We start from the raw sequence: 13,334 nt of genomic DNA on the forward strand, positions 1-13,334 counted from the left end.
CGGCTGAGGGAGCTGTCAGCGAAGCTGACTGAGGGAGCGTAGACGGGGTGGCCTTAGGTTGCTTCTGACTGCCGGAAAACCGTTATCCCGTCACGATCTCAGACCCCGCCACCTGCTCGGGCGTGAGGTTCCACAGCGCGTCGAGGAAGTGCGGCTGGAACGTGCCCGGCCCGTCCGACTGCGCCTCGGCGATCTCGCCGGCGCGGTTGAACAGCAGCGAGGCGGCCAGCGCGGCCGTCAGCGGTTCGGCGACCGCCAGATACGTCGCGGTCACGCCGCCCAGCGAGCAGCCGGCGCCGGTGATCTTCGCCATCAGCGCGCTGCCGCCCGGCAGACGGTAGACCCGCTCGCCGTCGGTCACGAGATCGACCTTGCCGGATACGGCCACCGCCGCCGTACCGTTCGGCGCACTCTTCGCAAGGAATGCCGCCAGCGTCTTCGCCGGTTCGACCGCCGCGTCGACCTCATCCACCGACTCCACGCCGGCCGGCCGGCTCGTCTCGTCGGGGGAGGCCAGTCCCCACATGGTCGCCAGTGCGATGATCTCGGACGCGTTGCCGCGCACGATCGTCGGGGGAGCGGCGCGGAACGAGCGAAGGATCTCCGTGCGCGTCTTGCCGATGCCGGCCGCGACCGGGTCGAGCACCCACGGATGGCCGGATTTGCGGAACGCGCGGGCGATCTGCGGCAGCGCGTCCTTGTAGAACGGCAGCAGCGTGCCGACGTTGATGTAGTCCGCGCCCGAAATCGACGCGGTGTCGATCACGTCGTCCGGCAGGAAGCTCATCGCCGCGGTACCACCGGCCGCGAGCTGTGCGTTCGCGACGAGATTGATCGTCACGAAATTGGCGAACGACTGTGCCAACGGCGTGTGTTCCCTGACGTCACGCACGGCCTGTGCGATACGCTCGCGCAGATCGGCCAGATCGGTCGGCTCGGTGGCAGTTCGGTCGGTGACGGACTGATCAGTGCCTGACTGATCGACGCAACCGCAACAATGCGACTGCGTGTCGGTATGCGAATCATCGCTCATATCGCTGCTCCCTACGATGGTCTTAACCAACAGGTTCTAAGGGTCAGGCTCGCGCCTCTCTCAACCCGCCATACCGGCCGGGTTCCCCTGCATTACGTTCCCGACGCTATGCCCCAACGTGGACATATCCCCGTTCTTTCGTGTCCTTCCTCTGGCGTTTCTTGCCCGCCTGTGGTATTAAGGCGCACCTTATATCACTGTCACGCTGTGCCTATAGACTCGGGAACGCTAACTAGTCCCCAAACCGTTCAAACCAGAAGGTGCATTGTGGCTGTATCCAAACTCGATGAAGTCGTGTCCCTCGCGAAGCGTCGCGGGTTCGTGTTCCCCGCCGGAGAAATCTACGGCGGCACCCGCTCCGCGTGGGATTACGGTCCGCTCGGCGTCGCGCTGAAGGACAACATCAAGCGCGAATGGTGGCGTTCGATGGTCGTCACCCGTGGCGACGTGGTGGGCGTGGATACGTCCATCATCCTGCCGACCCCGGTGTGGGTCGCCTCCGGCCACGTGGCCGTGTTCAACGACCCGCTGGTCGAGTGCCTCAACTGCCACAAGCGCAACCGCGCCGACAAGCTGCAGGAGTCCTACGCCGAGAAGCACGGCGACAAGCTGCCGGAGAACGGCATGGCCGACATCGTGTGCCCCGACTGCGGCACCCGCGGCAAGTGGACCGAACCGCGCGACTTCAACATGATGCTGCGCACGCACCTCGGCCCGGTCGAGGACGAGAACAGCCTGCACTACCTGCGCCCGGAGACCGCGCAGGGCATCTTCGTGGACTTCAAGAACGTCATGACCTCGTCTCGTTCCAAGCCGCCGTTCGGCATCGCCAACATGGGCAAGTCCTTCCGTAACGAGATCACGCCGGGCAACTTCATCTTCCGCACCCGCGAGTTCGAGCAGATGGAGATGGAGTTCTTCGTCGAGCCGGGCACCGACGAGGACTGGCACCAGTATTGGATCGACGCGCGCACCCAGTGGTACCTCGACCTCGGCGTCAAGCCGGAGAACCTGCGCCACTACGAGCATCCGAAGGACAAGCTCGCCCACTACTCGAAGCGCACCGTCGACATCGAATACAAGTTCGGCTTCCAGGGCTCCGACTGGGGCGAGCTCGAAGGCATCGCGAACCGCACTGACTTCGACCTGTCCGCGCACGCCAAGCACTCCGGCGAGGATCTGAGCTACTTCAACCAGGCCACCGGCGAGAAGTACGTGCCGTACGTCATCGAGCCGGCCGCCGGCCTGACCCGTTCGCTCATGTGCTTCCTTGTGGACGCGTACGACGTGGACGAGGCCCCGAACACCAAAGGCGGCGTGGACAAGCGCACCGTCCTGCGCCTCGACCCGCGTCTGGCCCCGATCAAGGCCGCCGTGCTGCCGCTGAGCAAGAAGCCCGAGCTGCAGACCGTCGCGCAGAACCTCGCGTCCGACCTGCGCCAGCACGAGTGGATGATCGACTACGACGAGGCTGGTGCGATCGGCCGCCGCTACCGTCGCGAGGACGAGATCGGCACCCCGCTGTGCATCACCGTCGACTTCGACACGCTCGATGACCAGGCCGTGACGATTCGCGACCGCGACACCATGAACCAGGAGCGCATCGCCCTGGACAAGGTCGCCGAGTACGTCGACGCCCGCATCGGCGAGAAGCGCACGCACGTGCCGCAAAAGCCGGTCGCGATGGGCGGCGAGGCTTGGCCGGACTCCGTGAAGATCAACGAGGCCGGCGGCCTGTACTGATCCGCGCGGATACCGCAGGTACGTGAACAGCTGACTGAGGGGGTCGTCTGCCGTGGATGGCCCCCTCAGTCATGCCGTGGATGACAGCCGGTTATGTCAGGCTGTCAGACGCGAACGGGGTGTGCGCCCCCTCAGTCAGCTGCGCTGACAGCTCCCCCTGACGAGGGGGAGCAAAAGAATGGTGACAGTGGTCTTATGGCCGCTAACGACCCTGATGAGGGCCAAGAGGACAGGAACAACATATCGTGACGAACGTCAAGGATGCCGAAACCGTGATCGCCGCGCATGATCGCGAGCGACTCGACCCGCGCGGCGACATGGCCGCGGCGGCGACGACTGATGGATCGTCGCAGCCGGCGGCCGAACCGTCCGCGCCGGCCGAACCGGTGACGATCGCGCCGGTCAGGCTCGGCCCGATCACCGTGCCGACGCCGGTCGTGCTCTCGCCGATGGCCGGGGTCACCAACTGGCCGTTCCGCGTCATCTGCGAGGAATACGGTCCCGACGGCCTGTACGTGGCCGAAATGATCACCGCCCGCGCTCTGGTCGCCCGCAATCCGAAGGCGCTGCGCCTGTGCCGGTTCGCGCCGAGCGAGAAGATCCGCTCATTGCAGCTGTACGGCGTCAACCCGGCCATCGTCGAACAGGCCGCGCGCATCGTCGTCGACGAGCACATGGCCGACCATGTCGACCTCAATTTCGGCTGTCCGGTGCCCAAGGTGACCCGTCGCGGCGGCGGTTCGGCCCTGCCGTGGAAGACCGACCTGTTCCGCGAGATCATCCAGCGCGTCGTGCGCGTGTGCGGCGAGGCGGACATCCCCGTCACCGCGAAGATCCGCGTCGGCATCGACCACGAGCACGAGACGTTCATGGAGGCCGGGCATATCGCGCAGGAGGAGGGCTGCGCTGCCGTGACGCTGCACGCGCGCACCACCGCCGAATACTACGGCGGACACTCCGATTGGAGCCGTATCGGCGAGCTGGTCGAGGCGCTCGACATCCCGGTGTTCGGCAACGGCGACATCTGGGGCGCCGACGATGCGCTCGAGATGGTGCGCGAGACCGGCTGCGCGGGCGTCGCGATCGGGCGCGGCTGCCAGGGCCGTCCGTGGCTGTTCGCCGACATCAAGCATGCGTTCGCGGGCGACGGCACCCGCGTCAACCCGACGCTCGGCGAGGTCTGCAACGTTATCGAACGTCACGCCGAACTTCTGACCGAGTTCTACGACGGCGACGAGCGCATGGCCGTGCACGACCTGCGCAAGCACATCGCGTGGTATCTCAAGGGTTTCCCGGTCGGCGGCTCCACGCGCAAGGCGTTCATGGAATGCGAGAGCCTGGACGACGTGCGCCGCGAGATCGGCCGTCTCGACCCGGCGATGACCTTCCCCGAGCGGGTCAAGGACAAGCCGCGCGGCCGTGTGCGGTTCGCCAAGAAGGTGCATCTGCCGTATGGCTGGCTCGAGTCGCGCGAGACGACCCACGAACAGCGCGAGACGCTGTTCGGAGACGATCCGATGGACGCGAGCTACTGACGTTCGCGGCGGCCTTGCGGTGACGTCCCCGGCGAGTATCGTGTGGGATTGCGAAAGAATGGTGTATTCTGTGCGCGAAACGCCGATACACGATGAGAAAAGTGCCTTATTTATCAGGGGTTCTGCGATACAGTTATGCGTAACCGTGTGAGTGACAGGAGACAATGGTGAGCGAAATCGCCCAGAACGAGCAGCTTAGCGACAAGATCAACATCAAGGTCGTCGGCGTCGGTGGTGCGGGTGGCAATGCAGTCAACCGCATGATCGCCGAAGGTCTGCAGAACGTCGAATTCGTGGCGGTCAATACCGACGCGAAGGATTTGCTGCGCTCGGACGCCGATGTGAAGATTTCCCTTACCGATAACACCAGCCGTGGCCTCGGCGCGGGCGCCGACCCGGAGAAGGGTGCGAAGGCCGCGCAGGACCACCAGTCCGACATCGAGGAGTCGCTCAAGGGCGCCGACATGGTGTTCGTGACCTGCGGCGAGGGCGGCGGCACCGGCACCGGCGCCAGCCCGATCGTCGCGAAGGCCGCACACCAGCAGGGCGCACTCACCATCGCCGTCGTCACCCGCCCGTTCTCGTTCGAAGGCCCGCGCCGTTCCGCGTCCGCGAACCTCGGCATCGAGAACCTGCGCAAGGAAGTCGACGCGCTCATCGTCATCCCGAACGACCGTCTGCTCGCGCTGGCCGACCGCAACGTCAGCATCGTGGACGCCTTCAAGACCGCCGACAGCGCGTTGCTGGCCGGCGTGCAGGGCATCACCGATCTGATCGCGTCGAACGCATACATCCGCGTCGATTTCGCCGACGTCAACACCATCCTGCGCGGCGCCGGCACCGCGCTGTTCGGCATCGGCTCCGCCCGCGGCGAGGACCGCGCGACGCAGGCCGCCGAAATCGCCATCAGCTCCCCGCTGCTCGAGGAGAGCATCGAGGGCGCCCACGGTGCGCTCATCAACATCTGCGGCCCGACCGATCTCGGCATCCAGGAGGCCGCGGCCGCGGTCGAACTCGTGCGCAAGGCCATCCACCCCGAGGCCCAGATCATCTGGGGCCAGTCGCTCGACGACGCGTTCGGCGACGAGGTGCGCATCACCGTCATCGCCGCCGGCTTCGGCCCGACCGAAGGCCAGTCCGATGCGTCCGCCACCGCGACCCCGATCATCACGAAGTCCGCGGCGACTGCGGTCCAGCCGATCGTCCACACCGCTCCCGCAACGGCCGCCCCGGTCAACACGACTCCGGTCCAGCCGGTCACGCCGGTTCAGCCTGTCGCCGCCCAGCCCGCGCCCGTCCAGCAGCCGGTCTCCCAGCAGATTCCGGTCCAGCAGACCGCCGCACCGGCCGTCACGCCGCTGTCCAGCTACGCTGCCGCCGCCGGCAACCCGTCGCGCTCCTTCGACGAAACGTCGGAACACGAGGTCGTTTCCTCCAACGACCCCGGCGATCTCGACATCCCGGACTTCCTGCGCTGAACGGCCTGAAGACGAACCGTCGAGACTGACCGAAAGGAACTTTCATGGCAGGGTTTATGAAGAACGCGATGACCTACTTGGGCATGGCGGACGTGGCCGAAGACGACGACCAGTACGACGAGGAGCCGGAAGAGGACGCCTCGTTCGACTCGGATCATACCGTGGCTCCGATGGCCACGACCACGCCGGCCGCGTCAAGCACGTCCACGAGCGCATCGTCCTCGCGTGAGTCGAATCCGTTCCAGAGCCGGGTGACGCGCATCACGACGATCCACCCGAAGACCTATGACGACGCGCAGCTGGTCGGCCGCGCCCTGCGCGACGGCGTGCCGGTAGTGCTCAACCTCACCGGCGTGCCCGAGGCGATCGCGTATCGCATCGTGGACTTCTCCGCGGGCGTCGTCTTCGGCGTGCGCGGTTCGATCGAGCGCGTGACGCCGCGCGTCTTCCTGCTCAGCCCGGCGCAGGTCAACATCAAGGTCGAGGAGCCGCAGACGCCGTCCTCGGCGCACGACCTGTTCTCCGACTGACCTGTACACGGTTCCGGCCCGCCGCTCGCGCGATTCGTCATGATTCACCGAACGGCCGTTCGCGTTCAGCATGCCCCCAGCCTGCCTGATAGGCTGGGGGCATGCTGTTATATCTGCTCTCGTATGTCGTCAACCGCGTCATCGACGTGTACATCGCGATCCTGTTCATCCGCATGATCCTCGACTGGGCGTTCGTGCTGGCACCGCGATGGCGTCCGTCCGGCGTGGTGTATTCGCTGATCGACGTGATCTACCGGCTGACCGAGCCGCCGCTGAGATGGCTGCGGCGCTACATCAAGCCGATTCCGATGGGCGCGGTGTACTTCGACGTGAGTTTCATCGTGCTGTACTTCGCGCTGATCGTGCTGCGTATCCTGATCTGAGCGGGGCCGGCCGGGCATCGTGCGCTGGCCGCCGTGCCACCCGAAGTGCCTGTGTGCCGGCCGGCCGCCGGACCGTGCCGGTAACGCCCACAATGCGCCCAAAATGGCGTGGATCATACATGTTGGCATGGGGTCCGTGATAGCATCGTGAGTTGATACCAACACAGCGAGGCATGGCCCCAAAGCGAGGTGTAAAGATTTATGGCTTTGTTGACTCCGAAGGACATCAGGGAGCATACCTTCCAGACCGTTCGATTCAAGGAAGGCTATGACGTCGATGAGGTCGACGATTTTCTGGATCAGGTGACCGAGACCGTCGAGGCGCTCGGCAAGCAGGCCGTGGCGGCCGGTGCGGCGACGCAGTCGCTCGGCCCGGACGTGGCGAACCTGAACAAGAAGATCTCCGATCTGACCGCACAGGTGCAGACTCTGCAGAAGGAGAACGCGGACCTCAAGTCGCAGTCCGGCAACGCCGCCGCGCAGGGCGATCAGGCCGCCAAGGTCGCACAGGCCAAGCTCGGTGAGGCCGAGGAAAGCAACCGTGCGCTCACCGCGCAGAATGAGCAGCTCAAGGGCCAGGTCGATCAGCTCAACAAGCAGATCGACCAGCTGACCGCGCAGGCCGCCAAGGCGTCCGACAACGACGCGCTGGCCGAGCAGCTCGCCACCATCCAGAAGGAGCGCGACACCTTCCGCGCCAACAGCGAGGACCTGTCCCGCCAGCTCGCCTCCGCCCAGCAGCAGGTCGTGGCCGCCCAGCAGGCCGCCGCCCAGGTGCGCGAGCTCACCAAGCAGCTCGAGGAATCCAAGCAGCGCGAGAACCAGCTGCGCGAACAGGTCTCCAAGGTCGAGCCGAGCACCGAGACCGGCAGCCTGCAGAAGATCGCCGGCGCCGCGGCCTCCGCGAGCACCGAGCCGGAGCGCGCCACCGCGATGCTCACCCTCGCCATGCAGCTGCACGACCAGTACGTCGACAAGGGCAAGGCGCAGGCCAAGGAGATCACCGAAGCCAGCCAGGCCAAGTACAACGAGCTGATCACCAAGGCCAACGACTACTCCAGCCGCACCCGTTCCGAGGCTGACGAATACGGCAAGCGTACCCGTTCCGACGCGGACGCCTACTCCGATCGCGTGCGTGCGGACGCCGACGGCTACTCCGTCAAGACCCGTCAGGACGCTGACCTGTACTTGAAGAACAAGCACGAGGACGGCGACGCTTACGAGGCCGAGGTCCAGCGCCGCGCTTCCGACTACGACAAGAAGAAGCGCAACGAGGCCGACGAGTACAGCAAGAACACCCGTTCCGCCGCCGACGACTACGCACAGCAGGTGCGCGACAGCCTCACCGAGCAGTCGAAGGTCATCGAGGGCAACATCCAGGGCCTCAAGCAGTTCGAGAGCGCCTACCGTACCCGTCTGACCGAGTTCCTCACCGGTCTGATGAACCAGGTGGCCGATACGAACAGCTACAACAAGACCGAGCAGTCCGGCCAGTGATTCATAGGGCGGGTATTCGAATATGACTACTCGACAGGGACGGCCGCGCACGCGCGTGGCCGTCTTTGCATGTGTGGCGCTCGTCGCGCTGGTGATCGACCAGCTCACCAAGTTCTGGGCGCAGACCGCTCTTGCGGACGGCCGGACGATTCCGGTCGTGCCGCCGTTGCTGTCGTTGACGCTCGTGCATAACCCCGGCGCCTCGCTCGGGCTTGGCTCTTCGATGACGTGGGTGATCTCGCTGCTCGCGATCGCGGCCAGCATCGTGCTGATCGTGTTGGGCGTGCGCACCGTGTCGACCCGATGGTCGGTGATGTTCGCGTTGGCGTTCGCCGGCGCGTTCGGCAACCTGATCGACCGCGTGGCCTATGCTGACGGATTCCTCAACGGCAAGGTCGTGGACTTCCTCAACTACGGCTGGTCTGTGGGCAATGTGGCAGATATCTGGCTGATGGTCGCCGGTATCGGCATCGTCGTGCTGATCGTGCTGGGAACGCCGCTCGACCGTGAAGACGATGCCGTGGCGGCCACGGTCTCGGCCGCGGATGACGGAGCCGACGTGGCCTTGAGCGATGACGCGTCTGCATCAGCCACCGGATCGGATGCGCCCGCCGGCGCTGACGGGAGGGATGCGTCGAAAGGCGGCACCCTATGAGCCGCCTTGTTCCCGCACCCGACGCGCTGGTCGGCAAACGATTCGACGTGGCCGTCGCCAAAATGCTCGGCATCTCCCGCGCCAAGGCCGCCGACCTGATCGAAAGCGGACAGGCCCGCGTGCTCAACCGCGACATCGCCAAATCGGGAACGCTGCTGGCAGGGGAGACCGTCGAATTCGATCTGGTCGAGGAGCAGACGCAGCCCGAACCGGTGGCCGACGACATGGCCATCGTCTACGAGGACGACGACGTGGTCGTGGTCGACAAGCCGGTCGGCGTCGCCGCGCACGCCTCGGTCGGCTGGACCGGTCCGACGGTGCTCGGCAGTCTGCTGCAACGCGGCGTACACATCACCTCCTACGGGGCCGCTGGCCGTCAGGGCATCGTCTCCAGGCTCGACGTGGGCACGTCCGGCCTGATGCTGGTGTGCAAATCCGATCTCGCCTACGTCGAGATGCGCCGCCAATTCGCCGAGCACGAGGTCGTCAAAACCTATCATGCGCTGGTGCAGGGCGGTCTGAAGGAAGACAAGGCGACCATCGACGCACCGATCGGCCGCGCCAAGGTATCTGACTTCCGATTCTGCGTGACGCCGGCCGGCAAGCCCGCCATCACCCACTGGGATGTGATGGAGCGCTTCGGCAACGAGGCGACGCTCGTGTCCGTCAATCTGGAAACGGGACGCACCCATCAGATCCGCGTGCACTTCTCGTCCATCGGGCATCCGCTTGTCGGCGATCCGATGTACGGCGCAAACCCGGTACTCTCCGACGAACTCGGTCTTGACCGGCAGTGGCTGCACGCCATGAAACTCGAATTCCGCCATCCGCGCACCCGCGTATGGACGACCGTCACCTCGCAGTATCCGGCCGATCTCTCGCACGCGCTCGACCTGATGCGCTCACGGCATGAGGAGCGGTCGGCGGCTGCATAGACGATAGCGGTGCGGCTGCGACCGCCTGACGTTGGCGCCTGACTATAACCGCGGCGATGATCTGCAATACGACGCCGGTCGCCAGACACAACGGGCATCCCGCGATCAGGAGACATGCGGCCAGCAGCACCAGCGCGTCGAGCGGATTGTAGGTGCCGCGATCCAGATAGGTCATTGCGGCCCATCCGGCCAGAGCAAGGACCAGTCCCAGACACAGCAGCACGTCCCCTATGGTCCGCAGCACACGCGCCGGCGATGTGCGTGACGGCGTTCCGAAAGGCGGCTGCGTGTTCGGAGGAGCAGACGGCACCGAAGGCGAGGCCATCACCGGAGAGCCTTGCGGCGGCGGCGCGTGCGGCGGCACAGGCGATTGATGTTGCGGCACCGTCATCCTGACGAATGAGGTCGGTTTCAATGGCGGGGGCATCGTCGCTCCTTTCGGTGGGCGGGTATCGCACCATCATCCAGGACCATATGCGGGCAGCGCAAGCCGAACCGGGGTATGTGGACGCAACCTAAGGTTTCGGGCGTGTTGTGGATAACCGGTTGTCCACAACACGCCGGATACGCGGACGCCATCGTCCCGCTCGGATCTCACCGCAGCCGTCGCCGGCCATCATCCGTCAATTCATTCTCGCGAACGAACGCGCATGTGAAACACATACCCTACAATCGTGCATGAACTGTAGGGAAACGTCACGGAATCATGGGGAGATGGCGGTGCTGACACGCAATCAGATACGGGCATTGGTGAACGAGCACGGACACGACATCATCGAACACGAGCACATGCACATCGAACGCGGCTGCTACCAGCACGGCTGCATCACCACGTTCGCCCATTCGCTGCGCGTCGCGTGTCTCGCCGTATGGTTCGCCGACCGGCTGCACCTGTGGAACCGCGTCGACCTGCGCTCGCTCATCCGCGCCGCGCTGCTGCACGACTACTTCCTGTACGACTGGCACGACTGGGACAACGGCGACCACCGCCTGCACGGCTTCACCCACGGCAAGACCGCGCTGCGCAACGCGATGAGGGACTTCCGGCTCAACGCGATCGAACGCGACAGCATCGCCTGCCACATGTTCCCGATGACCCCCACGCCGCCCAGCTATCTCGAAGGCTATCTGGTGACGATGGCCGACAAGGTCAGCGCCACCCGCGAGACGGTCAGCCTCAAACGGTTCGGCCGCCCGCCCAAGCCCATCGTCGCGACATGCACATTCGACGCGCCTCACGGACACTCACATGACGAGCAAAGGAGCTGAACCATGCTGCTGATCGCGGAGAAACTCTTCCTGTGGTTCCTGTTCTACAGCTGCTGCGGCTGGGTATACGAGTCGATCCTCGTTTCGGTGCAGGAACGCCGCCCCGTCAACCGAGGCTTCCTCAACGGCCCGCTGTGCCCGATCTACGGCACCGGCGCGGTGCTCGGCGTCGTATTGCTCGGCCGTGTCCATAACCCCGTCGCGTTGTTCCTGCTGTCCGCGATCGGCGCGTCCGTACTCGAATACGCGACCTCATGGGCGATGGAACAGCTGTTCCACGCGCGATGGTGGGACTATTCGCATTTCAAATTCAACCTCAACGGCCGCATCTGCCTGCTCGGCGCGGTGGTGTTCGGCATCGGCGGCGTCGTGATCGTCGACGGCGTCCAGCCGCACGTCGCCGAAATCACCGACATGATGCCCGAACCGGTCATCCACTGGCTGTGTCTCGTGCTGTTCGTGCTGACCGTACTCGACACGGTGATCACCGTGGCCGGCATCGTCGACTTCGAGGACAGCCTCGACCAGCTGTCCGCGACCGTCGCCAAATACGGCGATGCGATGCGCGACCGGCTGGGCGACGCGGCGGACGCGGTCAGCGATGCATCCGGCAAGGTGAGCGAGCTGGTCGGCGGCGCGGTCAACGGACCGTTGCACTCCGGCCGTGAGATGTCGACCGAGCTCATGCTCAAGGTCAAGGAGACGGCCGACGGCATCTTCAACCGCCAGCAGCGCCGTATGATCGCCTCGTTCCCGCGTCTGCGCACCGACCGCAACAACGAGACGCTGCAGCAGCTGCGCGAGACGTTCGAGAAGCTGTACCACGGCCGCAAGTGACCGTTCGACGTGGGCCGGGTTCAGGTCGAGCCGTTCTGCGAGACTGATAGACGCATAAAACCCACAATTTGATAGGGAGAAACCACAGTTATGGCTCACGTCATCGATTTCAAGGAGGCCGGATTCGACTCCGTCCTCGATGAACTGGAATGGCGCGGGTTGATTTCGCAGTCCACCGACCGCGATCAGCTCGCCGCAGCGCTGAACGGAGAGCCGATCACCTATTATTGCGGGTTCGATCCGACCGCCGCGTCCCTGCACATCGGCAACCTCGTCCAGCTCATCAACATGCGCCACCTGCAGATGGCCGGGCACCATCCGATCGCGCTGGTCGGCGGCGCGACCGGCCTGATCGGCGACCCGCGCCAGTCCGGCGAGCGCACGCTCAACCCGAAGGACGTGGTGGCCGGCTGGGCCGAGCGTCTCAAGAACCAGATCGGCGGCATCCTCGAAACCGGCGGCGCCAACCCGGTGCGTTTCGTGTCGAACTACGACTGGACCGCGCAGATGTCCGTCATCGACTTCCTGCGCGACGTCGGCAAGAACTTCCGCCTCGGCACCATGCTCGCCAAGGACACGGTCGCGCGCCGTCTCAACTCCGAAGAGGGCATTTCGTTCACCGAGTTCAGCTATCAGGTGCTGCAGGGCAACGACTTCCTGCACCTGTTCGACGAGTACGGCTGCACGCTCGAGATCGGCGGCTCCGACCAGTGGGGCAACCTCACGTCCGGCATGGACCTGATCCGCAAGGTGCGCGGCGCCACGGTGAACGTGTTCACCAGCCCGATCATCACCGACGCGAACGGCAAGAAGTTCGGCAAGTCCGAAGGCAACGCCGTCTGGCTCGACGGCACCATGCTGAGCCCCTACAAGTTCTACCAGTTCTGGTTCAACCGCCCCGACGTGGAGATGGAAAGCCTGCTGAAGGCGTTCACGTTCCTGCCGAAGGCCGAGATCGAACGTCTGGTGGAGGAATCGAAGACCAATCCGGGCGCCCGCGAGGCGCAGCGGACGCTGGCTTGGGAGGTCACGAGCTTCGTGCACGGCGAGGCCGCGACGCAGGCCGCGATCGACGCGTCCGCCGCGTTGTTCGGCCGTGGCGGCGACCTCGGCACGATCGACGAGAGCACGTTGGAGGCCGCGATCGATGGTCTGAAGGTCGAAGACGAGGACGGTGTCAAGTCGTTCGCGGCCGTGGCGGCCGGCGACCGCGTGATCGAGGCCGGCGTGAAGGCCGGGCTGTTCAAGTCGATTTCCGAGGCGCGTCGCGCGGTCAAGTCCGGCGGCGTCTACCTCAACAACAGCCGTGTGGAGGACGAGGAGCAGACGCTGGGCGACGCCGACTTCCTGCACGGCCGTTTCGCGCTGATCCGCCGCGGCAAGAAGGCCCTCGGTGCGGTCGAAAAGCACTGATTCCGGTATTTTTTAGAGCACAGTAA

Annotated in this window: 13 protein-coding genes and 1 riboswitch; of the genes, 12 read left to right on the forward strand and 1 reads right to left on the reverse strand. The window is 65.2% G+C overall.

From position 1 onward, the window contains the following. Window positions 1–82 precede the first annotated feature (82 nt). Entirely contained in the window at window positions 83–1,033 is a 951-nt protein-coding gene (gene thiM, locus AC1A0G_RS00375) for a hydroxyethylthiazole kinase (RefSeq protein ID WP_476526677.1), read from the reverse strand. Next, window positions 1,025–1,132, reverse strand: a riboswitch (TPP riboswitch). It overlaps the preceding gene by 9 nt. A 168-nt stretch (window positions 1,133–1,300) precedes the next feature. Here thiM and AC1A0G_RS00380 point away from each other — a divergent pair. The 12 genes from AC1A0G_RS00380 (at window position 1,301) to tyrS (ending at window position 13,308) form a co-directional block, all read left to right on the forward strand. Then, window positions 1,301–2,776 carry a glycine--tRNA ligase gene (locus tag AC1A0G_RS00380; RefSeq protein WP_476526678.1) on the forward strand — a complete coding sequence of 492 codons (1,476 nt, stop codon included), beginning with the start codon at window positions 1,301–1,303 and terminating at the stop codon, window positions 2,774–2,776. Window positions 2,777–3,093: 317 nt separating this feature from the next. After that, window positions 3,094–4,311: a tRNA dihydrouridine synthase DusB gene (dusB, locus tag AC1A0G_RS00385; protein WP_476526827.1), complete on the forward strand. Its 1,218-nt coding sequence runs from the start codon at window positions 3,094–3,096 to the stop codon at window positions 4,309–4,311. A gap of 167 nt (window positions 4,312–4,478) precedes the next feature. Beyond that, complete coding sequence (ftsZ, locus tag AC1A0G_RS00390; RefSeq protein ID WP_476526829.1) at window positions 4,479–5,789, forward strand: cell division protein FtsZ; 1,311 nt, start codon at window positions 4,479–4,481, stop codon at window positions 5,787–5,789. A 44-nt stretch (window positions 5,790–5,833) separates the two neighbouring features. Next, window positions 5,834–6,319, forward strand: a complete 486-nt coding sequence (locus AC1A0G_RS00395) for a cell division protein SepF (RefSeq protein ID WP_476526679.1) — start codon at window positions 5,834–5,836, stop codon at window positions 6,317–6,319. A 101-nt stretch (window positions 6,320–6,420) separates the two neighbouring features. Further along, window positions 6,421–6,702 carry a YggT family protein gene (locus AC1A0G_RS00400; protein WP_476526680.1) on the forward strand — a complete coding sequence of 94 codons (282 nt, stop codon included), beginning with the start codon at window positions 6,421–6,423 and terminating at the stop codon, window positions 6,700–6,702. Between the two features lie 201 nt (window positions 6,703–6,903). Then, complete coding sequence (locus tag AC1A0G_RS00405; protein WP_476526681.1) at window positions 6,904–8,199, forward strand: DivIVA domain-containing protein; 1,296 nt, start codon at window positions 6,904–6,906, stop codon at window positions 8,197–8,199. Between the two features lie 22 nt (window positions 8,200–8,221). Next, window positions 8,222–8,854, forward strand: coding sequence for a signal peptidase II (locus AC1A0G_RS00410; RefSeq protein WP_476526682.1), 633 nt, complete (start codon window positions 8,222–8,224; stop codon window positions 8,852–8,854). Continuing rightward, entirely contained in the window at window positions 8,851–9,789 is a 939-nt protein-coding gene (locus tag AC1A0G_RS00415) for an RluA family pseudouridine synthase (RefSeq protein ID WP_476526683.1), read from the forward strand. The genes AC1A0G_RS00410 and AC1A0G_RS00415 overlap by 4 nt, the downstream gene beginning before the upstream one ends. Window positions 9,790–10,019: 230 nt before the next feature. After that, window positions 10,020–10,163: a hypothetical protein gene (locus AC1A0G_RS00420; protein WP_476526684.1), complete on the forward strand. Its 144-nt coding sequence runs from the start codon at window positions 10,020–10,022 to the stop codon at window positions 10,161–10,163. 346 nt (window positions 10,164–10,509) lie between these two features. Next, window positions 10,510–11,058 carry an HD domain-containing protein gene (locus AC1A0G_RS00425; RefSeq protein WP_476526830.1) on the forward strand — a complete coding sequence of 183 codons (549 nt, stop codon included), beginning with the start codon at window positions 10,510–10,512 and terminating at the stop codon, window positions 11,056–11,058. A 3-nt stretch (window positions 11,059–11,061) separates the two neighbouring features. Beyond that, a complete protein-coding gene (locus AC1A0G_RS00430) occupies window positions 11,062–11,895 on the forward strand; it encodes a putative ABC transporter permease (protein ID WP_476526685.1) in 834 nt (277 codons plus the stop codon). A gap of 90 nt (window positions 11,896–11,985) precedes the next feature. After that, window positions 11,986–13,308 carry a tyrosine--tRNA ligase gene (tyrS, locus tag AC1A0G_RS00435; RefSeq protein WP_476526686.1) on the forward strand — a complete coding sequence of 441 codons (1,323 nt, stop codon included), beginning with the start codon at window positions 11,986–11,988 and terminating at the stop codon, window positions 13,306–13,308. The last annotated feature ends 26 nt before the right edge of the window (window positions 13,309–13,334 follow it).

The sequence above is a fragment of the Bifidobacterium sp. LH_230 genome (assembly GCF_056357555.1).